We start from the raw sequence: 25,200 nt of genomic DNA on the forward strand, positions 1-25,200 counted from the left end.
GGAGAGGGTAATTACCGGGCGAAGGTGGCCTGGGCAGCGACCGGGGCAGCGCTGTCGACCGGGGTGACCGGCGCCGGAGTCGGGGTGATCCGGGCCGGCTTCACCGCAACCTTGGCACCCGGCATTGCCGCCTGCAGGTTGCTGACGATCACCCGATCCTTGGGATCGAGGCCGCTGCGGATGATGCGCAGCCCGTCGACGATCGGGCCAAGCTCGACCGGCTTCACCGCGACGCTGTCATCCTTGTCGACCACCAGCACGGTCTTGCGCGCCTGGTCGGACTGGATCGCCTCGTCCGGAACCAGCAGGGCATTGGCCTTGCCGCCATTGGCCAGGCGCATATTGCCGAACAGGCCGGGGGTCAGGAAATTGCCCGGATTGTCAAATATGGCGCGGATGCGGATCGTGCCCGACCGGGGATCGAGCCCATTGTCGGTGAAGTCGAGCCGGCCCTTGTGGTTATAGTCCGCCTCATCCTGCAACCGCACTTCGACCGCGCCGCCATTCTCCTTGTCGCGCTGCGACTTGAGATAGAGCGCTTCGGACGCATCGAAGTTGAAATAGATGGGGTCGAGCTTGTTGACCGTGGTCAGCAGCGACGCGGTGCTGCCTTCGCCGCCCGACACCAGATTGCCGATGTCGACGCGGCGATCCGACACGCGGCCGGAAATCGGCGCGCGCACCTGGGTGAACTCGACGTCCAGCGCCCGGCTGCGTTCGCGCGCCTGCGCGCCAGCCAATGCGGCCTGCGCCGCCTGTAGACGCGAGCGGAGCGAGTCCACTTCGCTCGCCGACACGGCTTCGTCGCCGGTCAGCCGCTGGACGCGACCATAATCATTCTGGGCCAGCAACAGCGCGCTGCGGGCCGACGCGACGCTGGCCCGTGCCTCGGCCAAGGCGGCCTGGAAGGGGCGCTGGTCGATGGTGAAGAGCAATTGCCCCTGACGGACGAAATCGCCATCGCGGAAATGGATGGCGGTCACTGCGCCCGATACGCGGGGGCGGATCTCGACCGTCTGGCTGGGGGCGAAGCGGCCGACATAATCATCCCACTGCGTCACGCTGCGGGCGAGCGGCGCGGAAACGCCGACCGCCGCCAGCGGGGCGGCCGCGGCCTGGGCCGACGGGCGGTCGACCAGCTTCCAGCCGATGCCGAACAGGGCGATGAGCGCGACGGCGGCGATGCCGCCATGCTTGCGCGACCAGCGGTTGCCCGGTGGCGCGTGAACGTCCGACGCGGTGCCGTCGGCTGTGATCTTGGTGAACTGGTTCATGGATTAGCTCCGGGGGACGCGGGCGGTGCGGCCCGCGCTGATGGTGGCGAGCAGCAATTCGAGCTGCGCGGTGGAAAAGCCGGCCGCACGGAAGGCGGCGAGGGCGGACAGCGACACGGCATAGCCTTTGTGCCAGGCCTCGACGGCCAGGCGACGCAGCGCTTCCAGCCGCTCGCTGGCCAGGGTGGGGCTATGTTCCTCGCCCCAGATCCACTTGCGCAGGCGAGCGAAGCGGCCGGGACCGCGCAGCGAGCGCAACCCGTCGGTGCGGGCAAGGTCGACGATCTGCCATTCCTGGGCGGAAAAGCTGGTTGCCTGGGCCTCGACACTGATGGCGGGCACGGCGGGGGCGGGGCGGGCGGCGCCGACCGCCATCTGCGGACCGGCAAGTGCCTGGGCGAAATCAAGGAAAGCCATGGCCTGTTCCTTCCTGCTGTCTGAAGCGGGCACACGGCCGCGCGCGGAAAAGCGCGGATCGCGTCCCGAAATAAGCGCCCGAAGATGCGGGCATGCGTCCTTGCGGCGCGAACGGCACAAACCGTCGCGAAGAGGGCGCAAAGATGGTGAAACAGGAGGAACCCGTTACCGGGAAACCGCCCCTTTAGTTGACGCTATCGTCGACAGCGCCGATGGTGGAATTGCTGCATGATGACCTCCCTGGGCTACACACCCAGCATCATTGTGTACCGCATGGTATATATTAACGGGGGCTGTCCCGTCAACCGTCTTTTTGTACCGGGAGGTATTTTATTTGCAGTGCGGCAATTTCAAGACCCGCATCGCTGCAAAAGCGAAATAAATTCCGCTATTTGCTCGGCCACATGGTGAGCGTTGTATCGATCAGCTGTTCCAGCCGATCGCGCGGCACACCGGCACCGGCCTGCACGGCCATGCCCTGGATCACGGTCGAGAGGTAACAGGCGAGGGCCTGCGGCTCGACTCCGGCGGGCAGGTCGCCCTCTGCCTGGGCGCGTTCGAACCGGTCGAGCAGGGCGCGGTCGGACGAGGCGCGGCGGGCCAATACCTCATCGCGGATACATTCGGAATGGGCGGTGCCGCCTACCGAACTGATGACACCCATGCACCCCTGGGGATCTTTGTTGCCGGTCTGGATCGCCAGTGATCCGCGCAGCATGCGCTCGGCCACGGCCTTGGCGGTCGGTGCCTCCAGCGACGACTTCACATAGCAGAGCTTGTCGCGCTCATAGAGGTCGAGCGCCTTGCGGAACAACGCTTCCTTGTTGCCGAAACAGGCATAGAGGCTGGGCTTGGTGATGCCCATCGCTTCGGTCAGTTCCGCCAGCGATGCGCCTTCATAGCCGCGCCGCCAGAAGACCTGAAGCGCAGCCGCCAAGGCTTCCTCGGGATCGAACTCCCGCGGGCGGCCCCTGCCACTCTGTGTTGCCGTGATTTCCATACCGACCGGTATATAGGGATGATGGCCGCCTACGTCCATAGGGTGCGCGACATCATCACTGGTCAGTTTTGATCTGATGGGGGAGGATTTGGATGCCCGACAAGGATTCGAACCTTGATTGACGGAGTCAGAGTCCGCTCTCTTACCATTAGAGGATCGGGCATCATCAGCAGGGCTTGCCCCGCTTGGGAGGCCGCAGATAGGCGGGGATTCAGAGTCGGTCAAGCGCTTTGTGCAGCCTTTCCGTAGTTTTTTGTCGATCCTCCCGATTGCCGACCGCCTTCCTTTACCGGACAAAGAAAAGCCCGCCGGATCATCTCTGATCCGGCGGGCAATATGTCGGTCTCTCTCAAAACCGGGCTGGGAGCCGCTTCCGATGTAGGAAGCGGCTCCCGCCTTTTCAAAGTCAGTCCATGTCCTGCGTGGTGAAATCATCACCCTGCACGGCACCCAGCGGATCGTCGCCGATCGCGGCTTCCGGACCCTGGGCCAGTTCGGCGGCATGTTCCTCGGCCGCGCTCTTCGGCGCGATCAGGTCGACCTGGGCCGAAGCGCGCAGCGCGGCCCGCATCGCCGCGTCACGCGACGAGGCGGCAACGCGCAGGCGGTTCATGCCGGCACCGGTGCCCGCCGGAATGAGGCGGCCGACGATGACGTTTTCCTTCAGGCCAACCAGCGTGTCCTTCTTGCCCTGGACCGCCGCTTCCGTGAGGACGCGGGTGGTTTCCTGGAAGGATGCCGCCGAGATGAACGAACGGGTCTGCAGCGAGGCCTTGGTGATGCCGAGCAGCACCGGCTTGCCGGCAGCAGGGGCGAAGCCCGGCTGCAGCTTGCTGTTGATCTCGTCCATTTCCTCGCGGTCGACCTGCTCGCCCACCAGCAGCGTGGTGTCGCCGGACTCGATGATCTCGACCTTCTGCAGCATCTGACGAACGATCGTTTCGATGTGCTTGTCGTTGATCTTCACGCCCTGCAAGCGATAGACTTCCTGGATTTCGGCGACCAGATATTCGGCCAGCGGCTCGATGCCGAGCACTTCCAGAATGTCGTGCGGATCGGGCGAACCACCGATCAGGTTGTCGCCACGCTTCACGTAGTCGCCTTCCTGAACGTCGATCACCTTGCTCTTGGGGATCAGATATTCGACCGGCTCGCCGCCATCCTCGGGATTGATGGCGATCTTGCGCTTCGCCTTGTAATCCTTGAGGAACTGCACGCGGCCCGAGACCTTGGCAATGATCGCATTGTCCTTGGGCTTGCGGGCTTCGAACAGCTCGGCAACGCGCGGCAGACCACCGGTGATGTCGCGGGTCTTGGCCGCTTCACGGCTGACACGCGCCAGCACGTCACCGGCCTGAACCTCCGCACCATCGTCGACCGACAGGGTCGCACCGACCGCCAGCATGTAGCGGGCGGCTTCACCGCTATTGTCGTCCATCAGGGTCAGGCGCGGACGCAGATCTTCCTTCGTCCGGGCGGCACCACGATGTTCGATGACGACGCGCTGTGCGATGCCGGTGGCTTCGTCGGTCTGTTCAGTCAGCGTCTTGTTGTCGATCAGGTCGACATACTTAACGATACCCGGCTTTTCCGTGATCACCGGCATGGTGAACGGATCCCACTCGGCGAAGCGATCGCCCTTCTTCACGGCATCGCCATCTGCGAACAGGATGGTGGCACCATAAGGCAGGCGGTGCGTTTCGCGTTCGCGGCCTTCGCTGTCGATGATCGCGACTTCGCCGTTACGGGCCAGCGACAGGCGACGGCCATTCTTGTCGGTGATGGTCGGCATGTCGCGCAGCTCGATCGTGCCGTCCGACAGGGCTTCCAGGTTCGACGTTTCGTTGAAGTTCGCCGCGCCGCCGATGTGGAAGGTACGCATGGTCAGCTGCGTGCCCGGTTCACCGATCGACTGTGCCGCGATGACGCCGACCGCTTCACCGATGTTCACCGGCGTACCACGGGCGAGATCACGGCCGTAGCACTTGCCGCACACGCCCATGCGGCTTTCGCAGATCAGCGGGCTGCGGATCTTCACGGCCTGCGTGCCGATCGCCTCGATCTGGGTGATCATGGCTTCGTCCAGCAGGGTGCCGATCGGGATGATGACGGTGCCATCCTTGCTGTCGACGATATCCTGCGCCGTGGTACGGCCCAGAATGCGTTCGCCCAGCGAGGCGATGACCGAACCACCCTGTACGATGGCCTTCATCTCCAGCGCCTTTTCGGTGCCGCAATCATCCTCGACGATGGTGCAGTCCTGCGACACGTCGACCAGACGGCGGGTCAGGTAACCCGAGTTCGCGGTCTTGAGCGCGGTGTCGGCCAGACCCTTACGGGCACCGTGGGTCGAGTTGAAGTACTCGAGAACGGTCAGACCTTCCTTGAAGTTCGAAATGATCGGCGTTTCGATGATCTCGCCCGACGGCTTGGCCATCAGGCCGCGCATGCCGGCCAGCTGCTTCATCTGGGCCTGCGAACCACGGGCACCCGAGTGCGCCATCATGTAGATCGAGTTGATCGGCGCCAGACGGCCGGTCTTGGGATCCTTGGGCTGGGCACGGATCTCGTCCATCATGGCGTTCGCGACCTGGTCGCCGCAACGGCTCCAGGCGTCGATCACCTTGTTGTACTTTTCCTGCTGCGTGATCAGACCGTCCTGATACTGCTGCTCGTAATCCGCCACCAGTGCCTTGGTCTCGTCGACCATCGTCACCTTGCTGTCGGGGATGACCATGTCGTCCTTGCCGAAGCTGATGCCGGCCTGGAACGCGTGGCGGAAGCCCAGCGACATGATGGCGTCGGCGAACAGCACCGTGTCCTTCTGGCCGGTGTGACGATAGACCTGATCGATGACGTCACCGATTTCCTTCTTGGTCAGAAGGCGGTTGACGACGTCGAAGGGCACCTTGTGCGACTTGGGCAGGCATTCGCCCAGCAGCATGCGACCCGGCGTGGTCTCGAAGCGCTTCATATACTGCTGACCATTTTCGTCGGTCTGCGGCACGCGGCTGATGATCTTCGAGTGCAGGGTGACCGCCTTGGCATAGAGGGCCTGATGGACCTCCTGCATGTCGGACAGCAGCATGCCTTCGCCCGGCTCGCCTTCGCGTTCCATCGACAGGTAATAGATACCCAGGACCATGTCCTGCGAGGGAACGATGATCGGCTTGCCGTTGGCGGGCGAGAGGATGTTGTTGGTCGACATCATCAGCACGCGCGCTTCCAGCTGGGCTTCCAGCGAGAGCGGCACGTGGACGGCCATCTGGTCACCGTCGAAGTCGGCGTTGAAGGCCGAGCAGACGAGCGGGTGCAGCTGGATCGCCTTGCCTTCGATCAGCACGGGCTCGAACGCCTGGATGCCCAGACGGTGGAGCGTCGGCGCGCGGTTCAGCATGACCGGGTGCTCGCGAATGACTTCGTCGAGGATGTCCCAGACTTCCTTGCGCTCCTTTTCGACCCACTTCTTGGCCTGCTTCAGGGTCATGGACAGACCCTTGGCGTCGAGGCGCGCGTAGATGAAGGGCTTGAACAGTTCGAGCGCCATCTTCTTGGGCAGGCCGCACTGATGCAGCTTGAGTTCCGGACCGGTCACGATGACCGAACGGCCCGAATAGTCGACGCGCTTGCCGAGCAGGTTCTGACGGAAGCGGCCCTGCTTGCCCTTGAGCATGTCGGACAGCGACTTGAGCGGACGCTTGTTGGCACCGGTGATGACACGACCGCGACGGCCGTTATCGAACAGGGCGTCGACGGCTTCCTGCAGCATGCGCTTTTCGTTGCGGACGATGATGTCCGGCGCACGCAGCTCCATCAGGCGCTTCAGGCGGTTGTTGCGGTTGATGACGCGGCGATACAGATCGTTGAGATCCGAGGTCGCGAAGCGGCCACCGTCCAGCGGCACCAGCGGGCGCAGTTCCGGCGGGATGACCGGCACGACGTCCAGGATCATCCATTCGGGGCGGTTGCCCGATTCCAGGAAGCTCTCGACGACCTTCAGCCGCTTGATGATCTTCTTGGGCTTCAGTTCCGACTTGGTGACGGCCAGTTCGTCCAGCAGCGCCTGCTTCTCGCCTTCCAGGTCGAGATCCATCAGCATCTGCTTGACGGCTTCGGCGCCGATGCCGGCCGAGAAGGCGTCCTCGCCATATTCGTCCTGCGCGTCGAGCAGTTCGTCCTCGGTCAGCAGCTGATATTTCTCCAGCGGGGTCAGGCCCGGCTCGGTGACGATATAGCTTTCGAAATAGAGGACGCGCTCAAGCTGCTTGAGCTGCATGTCGAGCAGCAGGCCGATGCGCGAGGGCAGCGACTTCAGGAACCAGATATGGGCAACCGGCGCGGCCAGTTCGATATGGCCCATGCGCTCGCGGCGGACCTTCGACACGGTCACTTCCACGCCGCACTTTTCGCAGACGATGCCCTTGTACTTCATGCGCTTGTACTTGCCGCACAGGCACTCATAGTCCTTGATCGGACCAAAGATGCGGGCGCAGAACAGGCCGTCACGCTCGGGCTTGAACGTGCGATAGTTGATGGTTTCCGGCTTCTTGATTTCGCCGAAGGACCAGCTGCGGATGCGCTCCGGGGAGGCCAGGCCAATCTGGATCTGGTCGAAGGTTTCCGGCTTCTGGATCGGATTGGCGAAGTTCGTCAGTTCGTTCATATCTCAAGTCCCTCTAGAGGGTGTAATTTTCGGGCGAAGCAGGGGAGGGGGCGCTGCTGGAGCAGCGCCCGCGCATCCCTTATTCCGCCGCAGCCGCCATGCCGTCGTCGTCAATCTCGTCCATCGCGGCGAGTTCGACGTTGAGGCCCAGCGAACGCATTTCCTTGACCAGCACGTTGAAGCTTTCGGGAATGCCGGCCTCGAACGTGTCGTCGCCCTTGACGATCGCCTCATAGACCTTGGTGCGGCCGACCACGTCGTCCGACTTCACCGTCAGCATTTCCTGCAGCGTGTAGGCGGCGCCATAGGCCTGGAGCGCCCACACTTCCATTTCACCGAAGCGCTGGCCACCGAACTGCGCCTTACCGCCCAGCGGCTGCTGGGTGACGAGCGAATAGGGGCCGATGGAACGTGCGTGGATCTTGTCGTCGACAAGGTGATGCAGCTTCAGGACATACTTGTAGCCAACGGTCACCTTGCGGTCGAACACGTCGCCGGTACGGCCATCGAACAGCGAAACCTGGCCGGATTCGTCCAGGCCCGCCAGCTTCAGCATCGCCGACACGTCGGATTCGACGGCACCGTCGAACACCGGCGTCGCCATCGGCACGCCTGCACGGACATTCTGCGCCAGCTCGACGATCTGCTCGGGGCTGCGCGCCTCGATTTCGGCGACATAATTGTCGCCATAGATCGTCTTGAGCAGTTCCTTCACCGCCTCGGGGGGCTGGCCCGCCTCGGGGTTCGGATTGGCGTCACGCCATGCGTCCAGAGCTTGGCCGATCTGGGCGCCCAGGCCGCGTGCGGCCCAGCCCAGATGGGTTTCGAAGATCTGACCGACGTTCATGCGCGACGGCACGCCCAGCGGGTTCAGCACGAAGTCGACGGGGGTGCCGTCTTCCAGGAAGGGCATGTCTTCGGCCGGCAGGATGCGGCTGATGATACCCTTGTTACCGTGACGGCCGGCCATCTTGTCGCCCGGCTGCAGCTTGCGCTTCACCGCGACGAACACCTTGACCATCTTCAGCACGCCCGGCGGCAGTTCGTCGCCGCGCTGCAGCTTGTCGACGCGATCCTCGAACTTCTCGACGATCAGCTTCACCGCTTCGTCATACTGCGCCTTGACGGCTTCGATGCCGGTCTGACGGACATCGTCCTCGACCGCGAACTTCCACCATTCGTGACGCTCGACTTCGCCCAGCAGAGCCTCGTCGATCACAACGCCCTTCTTGACGCCCTTGGGGGCGGCGGTGGCGGTCTGGCCGATCAGCATTTCCTGCAGACGGTTGAAGGTCGCACGGTTGAGGATGCCGCGTTCGTCTTCACGGTCCTTGGCGAGACGGTCGATTTCCTCCCGCTCGATCGCCATGGCGCGTTCGTCCTTGTCGATGCCGTGACGGTTGAAGACGCGGACTTCGACGACGGTGCCGGCAACGCCCGGCGGCAGACGCAGCGAGGTGTCGCGCACGTCGCTTGCCTTCTCACCGAAGATCGCGCGGAGCAGCTTTTCTTCCGGGGTCATCGGCGATTCACCCTTGGGGGTGATCTTGCCGACCAGGATGTCGCCCGGCTCCACTTCGGCGCCGATGTACACGATGCCAGCCTCGTCGAGGTTGCGCAGCGCTTCTTCACCGACATTCGGAATGTCGCGGGTGATGTCTTCTGGACCCAGCTTGGTGTCGCGGGCCATGACCTCGAACTCCTCGATATGGATCGAGGTGAAGACGTCATCCTTCACGATCCGCTCGGAGATCAGGATGGAGTCTTCGTAGTTGTAGCCGTTCCAGGGCATGAACGCGACAAGCACGTTGCGGCCCAGCGCCAGCTCGCCGAACTCGGTCGACGGGCCGTCGGCGATGACGTCGCCGGCCTGCACCAGTTCGCCCACCTTCACCAGCGGACGCTGGTTGATGCAGGTGTCCTGGTTGGAGCGCTGGAACTTCTGCAGCGTGTAGATGTCGACGCCCGACTGGCCGGGTTCGACATCGCCGGTGGCGCGGATCACGATACGGGTCGCGTCGACCTGGTCGATGATGCCGGCGCGCTTGGCAGCGATCGCCGCGCCCGAGTCACGGGCCACGGTGCCTTCCATGCCGGTACCGACGAACGGCGCCTCGGCGCGGACCAGCGGCACCGCCTGACGCTGCATGTTCGATCCCATGAGGGCGCGGTTGGCGTCGTCATTTTCCAGGAACGGAATGAGCGAGGCCGCGACCGACACCAGCTGCTTGGGGCTGACGTCCATCAGGGTGATGTTGTCGCGCGGCGCCATCAGGAATTCGCCGGCTTCACGGGCGGAGATCAGGTCTTCCGCCAGCGTGCCGTCGGCATTGGTTTCGGCGTTGGCCTGCGCGATCGTGTGCTTGGCCTCTTCCATCGCCGAAAGATAGACGACGTCGTTGGTCACCTTGCCGTCGATCACCTTGCGATACGGCGTTTCGATGAAGCCGTACTTGTTCACGCGGCTGAAGGTGGCCAGCGAGTTGATCAGACCGATGTTCGGGCCTTCGGGCGTTTCAATCGGGCAGATACGGCCATAATGGGTCGGGTGAACGTCGCGGACTTCGAAGCCGGCGCGCTCACGGGTCAGACCACCCGGCCCAAGGGCCGACACGCGGCGCTTGTGGGTGACTTCCGACAGCGGGTTGGTCTGGTCCATGAACTGCGACAGCTGCGAGCTGCCGAAGAATTCACGCACCGCGGCCACGGCGGGCTTCGCGTTGATCAGGTCGTTCGGCATCACGGTCGACACGTCGACCGAGCTCATGCGTTCCTTGACCGCACGTTCCATGCGCAGCAGGCCGACGCGATACTGGTTTTCCAGCAGCTCACCGACCGAGCGGACGCGACGGTTGCCGAGATTGTCGATATCGTCGATCTCGCCCTTGCCGTCCTTCAGGTTCACCAGTTCCTTGACGACCGCCAGGATGTCCTCGACGCGCAGGGTGGTGACGGTGTCCTCGGCATCCAGGTCGAGGCGCATGTTCATCTTGACGCGACCGACCGCGGACAGGTCATAGCGTTCCGGATCGAAGAACAGGCCGGCGAACAGCGCTTCGGCGGTTTCCTTCGTCGGCGGCTCGCCGGGGCGCATGACGCGATAGATGTCGCTCAGGGCCTGGTCGCGTTCTTCGGCCTTGTCGGCCTTCAGCGTATTGCGGATCCAGGGACCGGTGGTGACATGGTCGATGTCCAGCAGTTCCAGGCGGTCGATGCCCGCCTTGTCCAGCTTTTCGAGATTTTCAGGCGACACTTCGTCGCCGGCCTCGATGTAGATCTCGCCGGTCTTCTCGTTGATCAGGTCATAGGCGCTGTAGCGGCCATAGACTTCCTCGGTCGGGATCAGCAGGGTGGCCAGGCCATCCTTTTCCGCCTTGTTGGCAGCGCGCGGGCTGATCTTGTGGCCGGCGGCGAACACGACTTCACCCGACTTGGCGTCGACGATGTCGAACGCGGGCTTCAGGCCGCGCCAGGCTTCGGCGGTGTAGGGGATCTGCCAGCCGCCTTCGCCACGGACGAAGGTCACCTTGTTGTAGAACTGGCCCAGGATTTCCTCGGCGGTGAGGCCGAGCGCGTACAGCAGCGCGGTGACCGGCAGCTTGCGCTTGCGGTCGATACGCACGTTGACGATGTCCTTGGCGTCGAACTCGAAGTCGAGCCACGAGCCACGGTACGGAATGACGCGGGCAGCGAACAGATATTTGCCCGACGAGTGGGTCTTGCCACGGTCATGGTCGAACAGGACGCCCGGCGAACGGTGCATCTGCGACACGATGACGCGCTCGGTGCCGTTGACGATGAAGGTGCCGTTCTGCGTCATGAGCGGCATGTCGCCCATGTACACGTCCTGCTCCTTGATATCGAGGACCGAACGGGTTTCGGTGTCGGCATCCACTTCGAACACGATCAGGCGCAGGGTAACGCGCATCGGCGCGGCATAGGTGATGCCACGCTGGCGGCATTCCTCGACGTCGAACTTCGGGTCTTCCAGCTCATAATGGACGAAGTCCATTTCGGCGGTGCCGGCGAAGTCGCGGATCGGGAAGACGCTGCGCAGGGTCTTTTCCAGGCCCGACACATAGCCGATCGCGGGGTTGGAACGGAGGAACTGTTCGTAGCTCTCCCTTTGAACTTCGATCAGGTTCGGCATCTGCACCACTTCGTGGATGTCGCCGAACACCTTGCGGATGCGCTTCTTAGCGCCGGTGTTGATCGTTGGGAGAGCCTTGGTCGCCATGCGGTTCCTGCCTGTCGTCTGTTCGTCGTGTTTTTCCGCATTGCAACGGAAATTCAGTCCGGATGCTCTGGAATCCGGGGTGATTCGCACCCCATATTCCACGCAAAAAAGTGCGGGCCGGGACTGTCCGATCCGCACTGTCAGCGTCTTGTTGCCCGCCAAACTCGCCCAATTCCGCCGGTTTCGTGCGCCATGCGAACCGGACCCCGAGCGATGAGGGGGACGGACCATCCCATCCGGGGAGGACAGGAACGGACCGATTTCGAACCGCCCATATAGGAAAAGGGGGCGGCTTTGTGAAGGGGGTCAGGTGAAGAGATGCCGCTCCGCCCTGATCGCGGCGACCAGCCGGTCCAGCTCGGCGCTGCTGTTGAACAGGGCAGGCGTCACGCGCAGCACGGGCCCGGATGCGAGTCCGGCCTTGGCCACCACCAGCAGGCGATATTTGTCGAGGAACAGCTTGGCCGCCTGTTTGGCGCCATCCGGGCCTTTCATGCCGGGCAGGCGGAAACCGGTGACGGCGCCGAAGCGGCCGGTCTCCTGCGGCACCAATATCTCCAATCCGGCGATGTCGCGAACCCGCTCGACCCAATAGTCGCGTAGTCGGACGAGATGGCGATATTTCGCCTCTAGTCCGATCGCATCCTGCACCGCGATGGCGCGCGGGATGGTCAGGCGGGCGGCGAAGTCGACTGTGCCGGTCGGGATGCGCGCGCGAATATCCTCCGGCCCATGGATGCGGTTGCCGAGCCAGGGGGAGATGTCCTGCAGCCGGTCCTTGCGGATATAGATGCCGCCGGTACCGAGCGGCGCGGCCAGCCATTTGTGCAGCGAGAAGCCGATGAAGTCGGCGCCAGTGTCCTCGACCGTGAAGGGCAGGTGGCCGACCGCCTGGGCGCTGTCCAGGATCACGTCGACGCCCCGCGCCTTGGCCATGGCGACGATCGCCTTGACCGGCGGCACCAGCCCGTTGCGATTGGACAAATGGGTAAGCAGCAGCAGCTTTGCGCGCGGCGTTTCCTTCAATATCCTGTCATAGGCGGCCAGGATATTCGCTTCCGTATGCGGCTCGGGCAGGCTGAAGCGGACGATGCGGGCGCCCCGGCTCTGCTCCAGATAGTCACAGGCATATTGCATCTCGTCATAGTCGACATCGGCATAGATTACGGCGTCGCCGGCCTTGAGCAGCGCATAATTGGCGATCAGCGCATAGAGCGCCTCGGTGCCGCCGCCCGATAGCGCGATCTCATCGGTCTGCGCGCCGAGCAGCTTGGCCACGGCCGCGCGCGACCGGTCCAGCTCCGTATCGCGCGGATGGCCAGGCGCGGCATTGCGCAGGAACAGCGAATTGTTGCGGTTCACCCATTGCGAATAGGCGTGATAGCTGGCCGCGACCGGCCGGGTCATCGCCCCATAATAGGCCGCGTCGAAGGTCGCGAAATCCCGCTCCACGTCATAGAGGGGCAGCAGTGCGCGCTGTCCCGCCTCGAAATCCGCCATGTCGCCGGTGAAGCGGAAAGGCGCCTCGTCGGGCCAGCCATCCGACGGTCCGGTCGTGGCCGCAATCGCGCCATCCAGCCCCAGGCCGACACCGAAAGTGACACCCAGCGCGCCGCCCGCCCGTCCGATAAAGCCCCGCCGCGTAACCATCTTGCCCCCGAAGAATATCGTGATTTTATACCATAACGTAATGGCGCACGAAATCCGCCAGCGCCGTCCGCATCAGGAGCCGGATGGCGTTGCGGGTGTCACCTTCGGTGTCACGATCGGTGGCGCGGTGGGCTGGGTCGGGGCAATCTTGACCGTCTCGAACCGCTCCTTGCGCCGCACCCCGTCCAGCGAAGGCAGGGTGACGGCGGCTGGCGGCGGCGCTGGCGTCGCGGTCGGCACGCGCTGGCGCATGCATTCGGCCTTGGTCGGGCGGGGGAACTGGCTGCAGTTCCACAGTGCGCGCTGCAATCCGTTGCCGACATAATGGATATAGGCGAAGCTCATCGCCTCAAGCTGGGCGTCGTTGAGCGGAAGGCCGGTCGGGACGGCGCCGCCGCGCCACCCCATGATCCGGCATTCGGGCCGGCCGGCACAAAAGGTCTCGGCCAGCGCGGGCCAGCTTTCCGGCGGGCTGTTGCGATTGAGTTCGACCAGGAAGCTGCGCCCGCCCGGTGCGATCGCGATCAGCCGGACCCCGCCGATCGTCTTGCCCAGCGAGTCCGATCCGATGGCGCGTTCCGGCCTGGCGGCCAGCGCGGCGGCGGCTTCGGTCGCCAGCACCGGCGGCATGCCCGGCAGGCCGCTGCCCGGCAGGCCCTGATGCGCGGCGGACAGGCGAGCGATGCGGGCGATCAGCGGCTCGCCACCGGCTTCACCTAGGCGGAAGGCAGGCGGCGTGCCCCACCAGCCGCGCCAGCGGAAGAACAGATGCGTGCCGACCGCGGTGATCTTGTCCAGGCTGCCGCTCCAATAGGGCACGACCCAGTCGGTATGATAATGGGTGGCATAGCCGACCGCCTTGAACACCTTGCCGGCCAGCGCGCCACGCGCAATCTCCCGCGCCCGCGCCCAGGCGCTGGTGGATGGCGTGCGGGCCAGTGCGCCGTCGCAGGTGAAGGTGAACTGGCAGCCGGTGGTCCGTTCCTGCCCCTGGAACACCACGCCGCAGACAGTCTTGGGGAAGGCCGGGTGGCGCACGCGGTTGAGCACGACCTGTGCCACCGCCTGCTCGCCGACAGCATCGTCGCCCGCTTCGTAAAGCTGGGCCGCCGCCAGGCAGTCCGTGGCGCGGGCAAGGTCGGTTTCCGATCCACGGAACAGGAACGGCCGGGCCGACGGATTGGGATCGCGGGAAAAGGGGATCTGGGCGTTGAGGTCGCGGGCCTGTTCGGGGCCGAGCGCGAAAATCGCGACGGGTTCGACGGCGGGCGGCGGCGTTGCCGGTCGGCGCTGGCGGGCGGCTGCAACAGCCGCCAGCCGGCGGCCCTGCGCCACCTCATCGCCAGCGCGCGGCCGGCTTTCCAAGCCGGCCACCGCCATGGGCAGACCGACGAACAGCAACAGCCATATCAGCCACATCGCGCGATGTGGCCGGTCAGGGAAAGTGCCGCCGGTCATGCCCTAGGCTTTGCGCCGTTTATTCGGGCAGGAAGTCGGGCACCGAGAGATAGCGTTCGCCGGTGTCATAATTGAAGCCCAGAACGCGGCTGCCTGCGGGCAGTTCCTTCAGCTTCTGCGCGATCGCGGCGAGCGTGGCGCCCGACGAGATGCCGACCAACATGCCTTCCTGGCTGGCGGCGCGACGGGCATAGTCCTTCGCATCGGCCGGATCGACCTGGATCACGCCGTCCAATATCTGGGTGTGCAGGTTCGCCGGGATGAAACCGGCGCCAATGCCCTGGATCGGGTGCGGGCCGGGCTGGCCGCCGCTGATGACCGGCGACAGGGTCGGTTCGACCGCATAGACCTTAAGGTTCGGCCACTGCTTCTTCAGCACCTCGGCGGTGCCGGTGATATGGCCGCCCGTGCCCACGCCGCTGATCAGCACGTCGATCGGCGCATCCGCGAAATCGGCGATGATTTCCTGCGCGGTGGTGCGGACATGCACGTCGATATTGGCGGGATTCTCGAACTGCTGCGGCATCCAGCTATCGGGCGTCTGCGACACCAGTTCCAGCGCCCGTTCGATCGCGCCCTTCATGCCCTTTTCGCGCGGGGTCAGGTCGAAACTGGCACCATAGGCCAGCATCAGCCGGCGGCGTTCGATCGACATGCTTTCGGGCATGACCAGGATCAGCTTGTAACCCTTGACCGCGGCCACCATGGCCAGACCCACGCCGGTATTGCCCGACGTCGGCTCGATGATCGTGCCGCCCGGCTTCAGGTCGCCCGATGCTTCGGCCGCCTCGATCATGGCCAGCGCGATGCGGTCCTTGATCGACCCGCCGGGGTTCGACCGTTCCGACTTGATCCACACTTCAGCGTCCCCGAACAGCCGGTTGACCCGGACATGGGGGGTATTGCCGATGGTATCGAGAATAGTGGCAGCTTTCATTGGGCCGTCTCCTGGCTGATGTCCGCCTCCCTTAAGTCGGGTGGGTCGAAAGTGCGTGCAAGGCGCAGTTCGGGAAAGAGTCGCGCCCAGAATATCGTGACGAGAATGGCGCCCACGCCACCCCCGATGACCGCAGCGATAGGCCCAACGAGCGCCGCAAGGAAGCCCGATTCCGCTTCGCCCAGTTCATTGGAGGCGGAAATGGTAAGTTGCGACAGGCTGGAGACGCGACCGCGCATCGCATCGGGCGTGTGTAATTGCACCAGCGACTGGCGCACGAACACCGACACCATGTCGGCGCCGCCCAGCACGATCAGCGCGGCGATGCCGGCCTCCACCGCGATGTCGCGCGGCAGGAAGGCGGTGCAGCCGAAGGCGATCGTGGCCAGGCCGAACAGGATGACCGCCGCCAGCATCTTGAGGCCGACCTGCGTCTTCATCGGGCGGAAGGAGAACCAGAGCGCTGTCAGCGCCGCGCCGATCCCCGGCGCAATCGCCAGATGGCCATAGCCGGTCGACCCGACATGCAGGATGTCGCGGGCATAGACGGGCAGCAGCGCGGTCGCACCGGCCAGCAATACCGCGAACAGGTCCAGCGTGATCGTCGCCAGCACCAGCCGATTGCTCTTGAGATAGGTGAAGCCGTCGATCATCTGGCGGATGGGGTGGCGGCCCTGCTGGCGCGGCGGCTGGGGCACGGGCCCGATCATCATCATTGATATCAGGCCGACGCCGAACAAGGCCGCCGACAGCGCATAGGCGGCCCAGGGCTCGATCGCATAGGCATAGCCGCCCACCGCCTTGCCGAGGATGTCGCCGGTCTGCCAGGCGACCGACGACAGGGCGATGGCGGTCGGCAGCACGGCGGGCGGCACCAGATTGGGTGCCAATGCCCCATAGGCCGGGCCGTTGAAGGCGCGGGCAATGCCGACGATGACCGCGATGCCAAAGATCAGCGGCAGGCTGACCCAGCCCTCATAGGTGGCGAAGGCCAGCACGGCTGCGGCAAGCATCAGCAGCGCCAGCGTCAGCCGGGTGATGATCCGCCGGTCGAAATGATCGGCCACCCAGCCAGTCACCGGCGTCAGGAAGAAGAGCGGCAGAAACTGCGCCAGGCCGATGAGGCCAAGCTGCGCCGATGCCTCGCCCGTGCTCATCGTCTCCCGCGCGACATTATAGGCCTGCCAGGCAAGCAGGATCATCATGCTGTACTGCGCCAGCGTGGCGCAGAAACGGCCGACCAGATAGGCGCGGAAATTGCCGAAATGGAGCGGGTGGGGTGCAGCAGCCGAGGAAGACATGGCCGCGCTCTAGCCTTATCCCGTGGCGGATAGCAACGGGCCGGACATAATCGACCGGCCCCTTTCCATCCTTATTTGAACAGACTGCCCAATATGCCGCGCACCAGCTGGCCGGCGATGCCACCGCCCGAGGATTTGCGGCTTGATCCGCCGAACACGGCACGGCCCAGTTCGTTGGCAACCTGGCGGCCGACCGAGGAGGCGGCGGAGCGGGTCGCCGACTGGACCGCCTTGTCGAAGCCGCTGGGCTTGGCTGCCTCGCGCGCGGCGGCGGCATCGCGCCGGGCCTGCTCCTTCAACTCCTGTTCGCGCTGCTTGGCCTCGACCTTGGCCTGGGCGGCAGCGGCCTTGTCGGCTTCGGCCTTGGCCTTGGCCGCCTGCGCGGCGGCAGCGGCGGCGTCGCCGCGCGCGGCCAAGATTTCCTCGGCGGATTCGCGGTCGACGGCGGTGTCATATTTGCCCTCGCAGGGCGAGATCGACTGGATGATCGCCCGCTCCTTGGCATCGACCGGACCCAGGCGTGAACGGGGCGGGGCGATCAGCGTGCGCTGGACCACGCCGGGCGCGCCATCTTCCTGCAACAGCGATACCAGCGCTTCACCGGTCTTGAGTTCGGTGATCGCGGTTTCGATGTCGAGATCGGGGTTGATGCGGAAGGTGTCGGCCGCGGCCTTGATCGCCTTCTGGTCGCGCGGGGTGAAGGCACGCAGCGCATGCTGCACCCGGTTGCCCAACTGGCCGGCAATGGCTTCGGGAATGTCGATCGGGTTCTGGGTGACGAAATAGACGCCCACGCCCTTGGAGCGGATCAGGCGCACCACCTGCTCGATCTTGTCCTGCAAGGCGGCCGGCGCGTCGTCGAACAGCAGATGGGCCTCGTCGAAGAAGAAGACCAGCACCGGCTTTTCCGGATCGCCCACTTCGGGCAGCGTCTCGAACAATTCGCTCAGCAACCAGAGCAGGAAGGTGGCGTAGAGCTTCGGGCTCTGCATCAGCTTGTCGGCGGCAAGCACGTTCACATAGCCGCGGCCCTTGTCATCCACCTTCAGGAAGTCGTGGATGTCGAGCGCGGGCTCGCCGAAGAAATGGTCGCCGCCCTGGGTTTCGAGCTGGAGCAATTGGCGCTGAATCGCGCCGACGCTGGCCTTGGTCACATTGCCGAAGCGGGCTGAAAGCGTATCGGCATTCTCCGCACAATAGGCGAGCATCGCCTGCAAATCGCCCAGGTCGAGCAGCAGCAGCCCTTCCTCGTCGGCATATTTGAAGGCGATGTTGAGCACGCCTTCCTGCGTGTCGTTGAGGCCCATCAGCCGGGCCAGCAGCAGCGGCCCCATCTCGCTGACCGTGGTGCGGATCGCATGGCCCTGTTCGCCATAGAGATCCCAGAAGATCGCGGGATTGTCGGCATAGCTGTAATCGGCGATGCCGATTTCCCTGGCGCGGGACACCAGCTTGTCGGCATTTTTGGCGGTCGGCGAACCGGCCATCGAAATGCCCGACAGGTCGCCCTTCACATCGGCCACGAACACCGGGACGCCGAGCGCGGTGAAGCTTTCGGCGATGCCCTGCAACGTCACCGTCTTGCCGGTGCCGGTGGCGCCGGCGATCAGGCCGTGGCGATTGGCCCGGCGCAGGTTCAGAAATTGGGGGATGCCGCCGTCCTTTTCGGGCGCGCCCAGACCAAGGAAGATGCCGTCGCTCATGGGCTTATGCTCCTCAAAAACGGGTCGGGCCGCGCCCGCCGGATTGTCTGCTCCTTCTTAGAAGGGAGGCAGGCAATCCGGCAAGCGCGGCCCGTAACGATTGTCGCTTTTGCTGACTTACTTGTCGCGCAGGCGGATGGGCAGGAACAACGGCGCCTGGCCGCGACGCAGCACCTGCAGCAGGATGGCGTTGCGACCCTGGGCCGACACCGCCTTCACCTGTGCATCCAGATCCGCCTGGGTCAGCACCGGCCGGTTATTGGCCGACAGGATCACGTCGCCGCGACGCAGGCCCTTGGCGCCGGCGTCGGTCGATCCGTCAACGGCGGTGATGACGATGCCGCGCGTGTCGCCGGCAACGCCCAGCTGGCGGGTGATGCTGGGGGTCAGCGGGATGGCGGAGATGCCCAGCGACTTCTGGGCCGCCTGGGTGTCGCTGCCCTGGTCGCCCTGCTGGCTGAAATCATCATCCTGCTGCTGGGCGAAATTATTGAGCTCGTCTTCGCTCGGGCGCTCGCCCACGACCGCGTTCAGCGTCATGCGCTGGCCGTTGCGCAGCAGCACGATCGGCACGCTCGACCCGATCTTGCTGTTGGCGACGATCGACGACAGATTCTGGTCCGGCGTCACTTCCTGACCGGCGACACTGACGATCACATCGCCTGCCTTGATGCCGGCCTTTTCGGCGCCCTTACCAGGCTCGACGCCCTGCACGAACTCGCCGCGATTCTTGGCAAGGCCCAGCGAGTCCGCCATATCCTCGCCCAGCGGGCTGATCTGCACGCCCAGATAGCCGCGCTTGATGCTTTGGCCCTGGCGCAGCGTGTCGACGATCGGCGCCGCCTGTTCCGAGGGGATGGCGAAACCGATGCCGACATTGCCGCCCGAGGGCGACAGGATCTGGCTGTTGATGCCGATCACATTGCCGCGCATGTCGAACATCGGGCCGCCGCTATTGCCCTGGTTGATCGATGCGTCGGTCTGGATGAACTTGTCATAGGTGCCGCCGGTGCCGCGATGCACGGCGGAGATGATGCCAGCGGTCACGGTGCCCGACAGGGCGAAGGGGTTGCCGATCGCGACGACCCAGTCACCCACGCGCGCCTTGGTGCTGTCGCCGAACTTGACGAAGGGCAGGGGCTTCTTCGCGTCGATCTTTAGCACCGCAAGGTCGGTTGCGGGATCGCGGCCGACCAGCTTGGCGGGATATTCTTCCTTGTTGGTCATGGTGACCGTGATGCTGTCGACGCTGGCGCCTTCCGCGCCGGCCGACACGACGTGATTATTGGTCACGATATAGCCATCGGCCGAGATCAGGAAGCCCGAGCCAAGCGACTGGGCCTGACGGGTCTGCGGCTTGCCGCCGCCGCCCTGGCCGAACAGGTCGCCAAAGGGCGTGCCGGCGAAGGGATTCTGCACGGTGACGCGCTGCTTGGTCGAGATGTTGACCACGGCCGGCTGCAGCTTTTCGACCATGTCGGCCAGGCTGGCGGGCGCGCCGGCGGGGGCAGCGGCCTGCAGGCCTTCATTTTGGGCGGTCTGCGCGCCGACATTGGAACTGGTCGTGACGGCGATGGCGGTGCCGCCGAGCAGCAGGGCGCCGGTGATGGCATAAGCGTAACGCACTCGTGACGGTCCTCTTCAGAAATTCGGGAGCGGGAAGGGCGGGACTCTAGGGGAGCCTTATCGATGCGCCGCCCTGCCTTAACCGATATTGAATGACACTGGTTCCGTAATGATCCTGAAACCTGCTGTTAGCGGCCCTGGAACTGCTTCAGGAACTCATTGTCCTTCGACAATACCATCGTCGTGCCGCCCGCCCGATCCGGGGCGAAGGTATAACGATAGGCCTGCATGGCGCGATAGAAGTCATAGAAATTCGCGTCCTTGCCAAAGCTTTCCGCATAGATGCGGGCGGCATTGGCGTCGGCCTCGGCGCGAATGATCTGTGCCTGCTTCAGGCCCTGGGCGCGGATCGTCAGCGCTTCCTGCTGGCGCGCGGTGCGCATGCGGGTGAAGGCGCTTTCCAGCGGCGTGCCATCGGGCAGGTCGGCGCGCTTGATCCGCACGTCGACGATCTCGGCGCCATATTGGCGCGCGACCCGGTCAAGCCCGGCCTCGATATTCTGCATCACCTGGCCGCGTTCGGGGCTGAGCAGCGCGGCGAAAGGCCGCTTGCCCAGTTCGTTGCGCAGCGCCGAGCCCAGGATCGGGCGCAGCGCGTCCGACACCTTCTCCTCGCTGCCGGCCGAAATATACATGCGCAGCGGATCGACGATGCGATAGCGGGCAAAGGCATCGACCTGCAGGCGCAACTGGTCGGTCGAAAGCACCTGCTGGCGCTCCATCTCGACCGAGAGCACGCGCTTGTCGATCCAGACGATCTGGTCGAAGAAGGGCACGCGCAGGATGACGCCGGCGCCGGTCTTGCCGAAATCCTCGTTCGGACGATAGCGGTTGATGATCTGCTTGGGCTCGCCGAAGCGGACGATCACGCCCTGCCGGGTTTCCGGCACGATGGTGACGGTGCTGCCGACCAGGATCAGCAGGATGATCGCGCCGATGGCGAGGGCGATGGGATTGCGCAAGCTCACTGGCCTTCCTCCGTCGCATTGGCAGCCGACTGGGGTGTCCCCTGGGCGCGGCGCTTGAGTTCGGGAAGGGGCAGGAAGGGGGTGACGTTGCCGCTTTCGACGATCGTCTTGTCGACGGTGGACAGGACACCCTCCATGGTTTCGTAATACATGCGCCGGCGGGTCACGTCGGGTGCCAGCCGATATTGTTCATAGACCTTGTCGAAGGCTGCGGCTTCGCCCTGCGCCTTGGCTGTGACCTGCTGTGCGGCGGCACGGGCCTCGTTCAGATAGGTCTGGGCGGTCTGCTGCGCGGCCGACACTTCCTTGAAGGCATCGTTGACGGCAGCCGGCGGGTCGGCCTGCTTGATCGCCACGCCCTGGACGCGGATGCCCGACTTGTAGCCGTCGAGAATCTCCTGCATCCGCTGTTCGACCTGCTGCTCGATCTCGGTGCGGCCCGCACCCAGCGCATCGTCCAGGCTGACGCTGGCGACCACCGAGCGCATCGCGCTTTCCGCCACTTCGCGGATCGATGCGTCCGGGTCGGCCAGCTGGAACAGATAGAGTTCTGGATTGCGGATGTTCCAGCGCACCGAATAGGCCAGGTCGACGATATTCTGGTCGCCGGTCAGCACCAGATTTTCGCTCTCCGCGCTGGCCGATCCGATATCGATCGTGCGGATTTCCTCGACATCGACCGTGCGCACCGCCTCGAACGGGGCGGGCAGGGTCAGGCTGATGCCGGGCGAGAGGGTACGGCTATATTTGCCGAGCAGGGTGACGACGCCGCGTTCCTGCGGGCCGACCCGGTGGAAACTGGTCAGCACCAGCCACAGGACGACGACAATGCCGACGGCGATCGGCCACAGCGCCCGGCCGTTCGCGCGCGGCGGCAGGCCACCGAAGCCGCCGCCCTGGCCAAAGCTCTCGCGGCTCTTGCGCAGCAATTCCTCGATCGCGGAAGGGGATTTGCCGCCGGCCGGCTTGCCGGGCTGGGTCCAGGGATTGCGCGGGCCATCACTGCCCCCGCCGGACCCGTTCTTGCCCGGTCCGTCATTGCCCTCAGGCCCGTCACCCTTGCCGCCCCAGGGACCCTGGGCCATGGCGCTCGCGATGCCGGGCATCCACCCGAATAATCTTCTCATGTCATCTCTATAGGAATGGCTGCACGCGAAAAACAGTGCCCTTAACGACGATTATTGCCTAGAGGCCCCAGTCATGACCGATATCGATGATTTTGCCGCCCGCCTGAAGACGCTGACCGATGGCCGTGCCAGCGCGCCGCGGGTGAAGGATGGCGTCATGACCCTGGCGCTCGACGTGGGCGGTCTGGCGCCCGAACGGCGCGATGCCGTGGCCGCCGCCATCCGCGAGGGCGGCCTGATGCTGCCGGGCGTCACCGACGTGCGCATTGCCATGACCGCCGAGCGCCGCGCGCCGCGCATCATCGCCGTGGCGTCGGGCAAGGGCGGGGTGGGCAAGTCGACCCTGTCGGCCAATCTCGCCATCGCTTTGTCGCGGCTGGGGCACAAGGTCGGTCTGGTCGATGCCGACATCTATGGCCCGTCGCAGGCGCGCCTGCTCGCCAGCGAGGACCAGAAGCCGCAGGCGCGCGAAAAGCGCCTGTTCCCGGTCGAAAGCCCGCTCGGCATTCCGATGCTGTCGATGGCCCATCTGGTCGATCCGGGCAAGGCGCTGGCCTGGCGCGGGCCGATGGTCGGCAATGCGCTGGGGCAGTTGATCGATGCCGACTGGGGCGACACCGACCTGCTGGTGATCGACTTGCCGCCGGGCACCGGCGACATTCAGTTGACCATGCTCCAGAAGCACAAGCCGGTCGGCGCCGTCATCGTCTCGACGCCGCAGGATCTGGCACTGATGGACGCGACCCGCGCCATCAGCCTGTTCGAACAGGCGCAGGTGCCGATGATCGGACTGGTCGAGAATATGGCCGGCTATGCCTGCCCGCATTGTGGCGAAGTGTCCGATCCGTTCGGCTGTGGTGGCGCGGAAGCGGCGGCGGGCGAGCTTGGCCTGTCCTTCATCGGCCGCATTCCGCTGGCGATCGACATTCGCAAGCGCTCCGACGCGGGTGATCCGCCGGCGGCCGGTGAAGGGCCGCATGCCGATGCCTTCCGCGCCGTCGCCGAAAAGGTCGCGGCCTGGCTGGCGAAGGCCGCCTGATCAGAGGCCAAGGTGCAGGAACTGGTTGAAGGCGCTCGCGCGATAATCGCCGAACGCCTCGCCATTGCCGAAGCCATGCCGGCGATAGAGCGTCAGCGCCGGATCGAAGGCGGGGCCGCTGCCGGTTTCCAGGCTGAGCCGGGTCATGCCGCGCTGCCGTGCCTGCCCGATGATATGGCGCAGCAGCGCTGCGGCCACGCCCCGGCGCAGATGATCGGGATGGGTGCGCATCGATTTGAGTTCGCCCTGGCCTCCGCCCAGGTCGCGCAGCGCGGCGACGCCGGCGATGCTGTCGCCATCCCAGGCGCTCCAGACGCAAATGTCGGGCTGCTGCAATCCTGACAGGTCGAGCGCGAAGACGCTTTCTGGCGGCGATTCCGCCTGCATGCCAGCCAGATGGATGGCCAATAGCGCGCGGGTCGGTGCGCCGCTCAGATCGTCTTGGCGAATGTCGAACATGGGCAGGGTCTAGCCGTGGCGCGTGCGGTGCGCCACGACCAAGTCCGGCTTATTTGACGTTGATCTCCAGCGACGGGTCGACCATCGACCGACGCGGTGCTGGCCGGGCGGCCGGCAGCGGCGCAGCGCGGGGTGCGGGCGTATAGCTGGCGGGGATCGGTGCCGGCTGGCCCAGCATGGGCGCGGGGCGGCGCGGCGGCGCCAGCGCGATCTCATTCTGGGTGAAGGCCTGCAGTTCCCGGCCCGCCGGGATGATAGCCGTCTTGCCGGTGATGAAGCCCGCGAACACGCCGGCCGCGATCACGCCACCGATGGTCGCGGCGGTATTGCCCTCGCCCTCCTGGCGGAAGCTGCCCTTGATCGGGATGCGGCGCCCGGCGACTTCGATATAACGCAGCTCGATATTCATCTTGCCCGACTTGCCGAACGCGCCCTTGCCGGTCAGCCAGGTCACTTCGCCCACGGCGCGGGCGTTCATCGGGATGACGACATAGCCATCGACCATCACCGGATCGGCGACCGACAGGTCGAACATCGCCCCTTCCTTGGCGGTCTTGCTGGACAATTCGCTGTTCATGCGCAGCATGACGGCGGTGTTGGCGGGCAGGACCATGGCCGGACTGGCCTCGGGCGGCTGCATGACGGGCAGCGGCGCATCGGCCTGTGCCAGCAATGGCTGGGCAGTCGCGGACATGATGGCAAGCGCGGCAATGACGACAGACTTCATCTCAGACCCCCTGAATACGGCCCGTCCCCACCGGCCGGCGCGAATCGCGCATTGCCGGACCTAGCCGGATGCTGCTTAGGAATTGGTTAGGGCCGGCGCGCGCCAGACCCTTGTTCGCGCCTTCGCCCTGCCCATATCGGGGATCAGAACAGGAGGACCGCCATGCCGCTCACCGCCGCGCAGGATATTGCCGATCTGCTCAACGAAACCCGGACCATCGCGCTGGTCGGCATTTCCGATCGCCCCGACCGGCCGAGCTACAGCGTGATGAAGACGCTGCAGGATCATGGCTATCGGGTGCTGCCGGTCAATCCACAGATCGCCGGCGAACATGTCCATGGCGAATTCGTCTGGGATCGGCTGTCGGACATCGGCGTGCGGATCGACATGGTCGATATCTTCCGGCGCAGCGAGGCCGCGGGCGAGGTGGTGGACCAGGCGATCGCCGCCGGCGCCAAGTCGGTCTGGATGCAGTTGGGGGTGATCGATGCCGATGCCGCGGCGCGGGCCGAAGCGGCGGGCCTCAAGGTCGTGATGGACTATTGCCCGGCGATCGAAATCCGGCGGCTTGGCCTTGCGCCGATCGCGGCGGATTAGCCCTAGGCAGCACGGCC

The 25,200-nt window shown here is 65.0% G+C and carries 17 protein-coding genes and 1 tRNA gene; 2 read left to right on the top strand and 16 right to left on the bottom strand.

All coding sequences use genetic code 11. The annotated features are described in order from the left end of the window. Positions 1–11: 11 nt before the first annotated feature. From AC13EK_RS08515 to hflK, 14 genes are all read right to left on the bottom strand, one after another. Positions 12–1,274, bottom strand: a complete 1,263-nt coding sequence (locus AC13EK_RS08515) for an efflux RND transporter periplasmic adaptor subunit (RefSeq protein ID WP_069337943.1) — start codon at positions 1,272–1,274, stop codon at positions 12–14. 3 nt (positions 1,275–1,277) lie between these two features. Further along, complete coding sequence (locus AC13EK_RS08520; RefSeq protein WP_026109005.1) at positions 1,278–1,691, bottom strand: hypothetical protein; 414 nt, start codon at positions 1,689–1,691, stop codon at positions 1,278–1,280. Between the two features lie 388 nt (positions 1,692–2,079). Beyond that, a complete protein-coding gene (locus AC13EK_RS08525) occupies positions 2,080–2,691 on the bottom strand; it encodes a TetR/AcrR family transcriptional regulator (protein ID WP_026109006.1) in 612 nt (203 codons plus the stop codon). An 89-nt stretch (positions 2,692–2,780) separates the two neighbouring features. Beyond that, positions 2,781–2,854: transfer RNA gene (locus AC13EK_RS08530), tRNA-Gln, on the bottom strand. A 243-nt stretch (positions 2,855–3,097) separates the two neighbouring features. Further along, positions 3,098–7,354, bottom strand: a complete 4,257-nt coding sequence (rpoC, locus tag AC13EK_RS08535; RefSeq protein ID WP_004208472.1) for a DNA-directed RNA polymerase subunit beta' — start codon at positions 7,352–7,354, stop codon at positions 3,098–3,100. A 79-nt stretch (positions 7,355–7,433) separates the two neighbouring features. Further along, positions 7,434–11,591, bottom strand: coding sequence for a DNA-directed RNA polymerase subunit beta (rpoB, locus tag AC13EK_RS08540; protein ID WP_037508426.1), 4,158 nt, complete (start codon positions 11,589–11,591; stop codon positions 7,434–7,436). A 306-nt stretch (positions 11,592–11,897) separates the two neighbouring features. Then, positions 11,898–13,241, bottom strand: a complete 1,344-nt coding sequence (locus AC13EK_RS08545; RefSeq protein ID WP_069336322.1) for an aminotransferase class V-fold PLP-dependent enzyme — start codon at positions 13,239–13,241, stop codon at positions 11,898–11,900. 72 nt (positions 13,242–13,313) lie between these two features. Beyond that, positions 13,314–14,699 carry a cell wall hydrolase gene (locus tag AC13EK_RS08550; RefSeq protein ID WP_483022160.1) on the bottom strand — a complete coding sequence of 462 codons (1,386 nt, stop codon included), beginning with the start codon at positions 14,697–14,699 and terminating at the stop codon, positions 13,314–13,316. Positions 14,700–14,718: 19 nt separating this feature from the next. Next, on the bottom strand, positions 14,719–15,636 hold the full coding sequence (gene cysK / locus AC13EK_RS08555) for a cysteine synthase A (RefSeq protein WP_010338110.1): 918 nt from the start codon (positions 15,634–15,636) through the stop codon (positions 14,719–14,721). Then, on the bottom strand, positions 15,633–16,937 hold the full coding sequence (locus AC13EK_RS08560; protein ID WP_004208467.1) for an MFS transporter: 1,305 nt from the start codon (positions 16,935–16,937) through the stop codon (positions 15,633–15,635). The genes cysK and AC13EK_RS08560 overlap by 4 nt, the downstream gene beginning before the upstream one ends. Positions 16,938–17,008: 71 nt before the next feature. Continuing rightward, entirely contained in the window at positions 17,009–18,640 is a 1,632-nt protein-coding gene (locus tag AC13EK_RS08565; RefSeq protein ID WP_069336324.1) for a helicase HerA-like domain-containing protein, read from the bottom strand. A gap of 117 nt (positions 18,641–18,757) precedes the next feature. Then, positions 18,758–20,266, bottom strand: coding sequence for a Do family serine endopeptidase (locus AC13EK_RS08570; RefSeq protein ID WP_017500403.1), 1,509 nt, complete (start codon positions 20,264–20,266; stop codon positions 18,758–18,760). 128 nt (positions 20,267–20,394) lie between these two features. Beyond that, positions 20,395–21,234 carry a protease modulator HflC gene (hflC, locus tag AC13EK_RS08575; protein ID WP_004208464.1) on the bottom strand — a complete coding sequence of 280 codons (840 nt, stop codon included), beginning with the start codon at positions 21,232–21,234 and terminating at the stop codon, positions 20,395–20,397. Further along, a complete protein-coding gene (gene hflK, locus AC13EK_RS08580) occupies positions 21,231–22,340 on the bottom strand; it encodes an FtsH protease activity modulator HflK (RefSeq protein WP_037490517.1) in 1,110 nt (369 codons plus the stop codon). Before hflK ends, hflC begins: the two co-directional genes overlap by 4 nt. 94 nt (positions 22,341–22,434) lie before the next feature. On the opposite strand from hflK, the gene AC13EK_RS08585 reads away from it, so the two are divergent. Then, positions 22,435–23,400: an Mrp/NBP35 family ATP-binding protein gene (locus AC13EK_RS08585; protein WP_048939294.1), complete on the top strand. Its 966-nt coding sequence runs from the start codon at positions 22,435–22,437 to the stop codon at positions 23,398–23,400. Here AC13EK_RS08585 and AC13EK_RS08590 read toward each other — a convergent pair whose 3' ends face one another. Together AC13EK_RS08590 and AC13EK_RS08595 are read right to left on the bottom strand one after the other, a co-directional pair. Next, entirely contained in the window at positions 23,401–23,859 is a 459-nt protein-coding gene (locus AC13EK_RS08590; protein WP_069336325.1) for a GNAT family N-acetyltransferase, read from the bottom strand. A 49-nt stretch (positions 23,860–23,908) separates the two neighbouring features. Further along, positions 23,909–24,586, bottom strand: coding sequence for a hypothetical protein (locus AC13EK_RS08595; RefSeq protein ID WP_069336326.1), 678 nt, complete (start codon positions 24,584–24,586; stop codon positions 23,909–23,911). A gap of 162 nt (positions 24,587–24,748) precedes the next feature. On the opposite strand from AC13EK_RS08595, the gene AC13EK_RS08600 reads away from it, so the two are divergent. Further along, positions 24,749–25,183 carry a CoA-binding protein gene (locus tag AC13EK_RS08600; RefSeq protein ID WP_017500408.1) on the top strand — a complete coding sequence of 145 codons (435 nt, stop codon included), beginning with the start codon at positions 24,749–24,751 and terminating at the stop codon, positions 25,181–25,183. The last annotated feature ends 17 nt before the right edge of the window (positions 25,184–25,200 follow it).

The sequence above is a fragment of the Sphingobium sp. L-44 genome, from assembly GCF_056859495.1.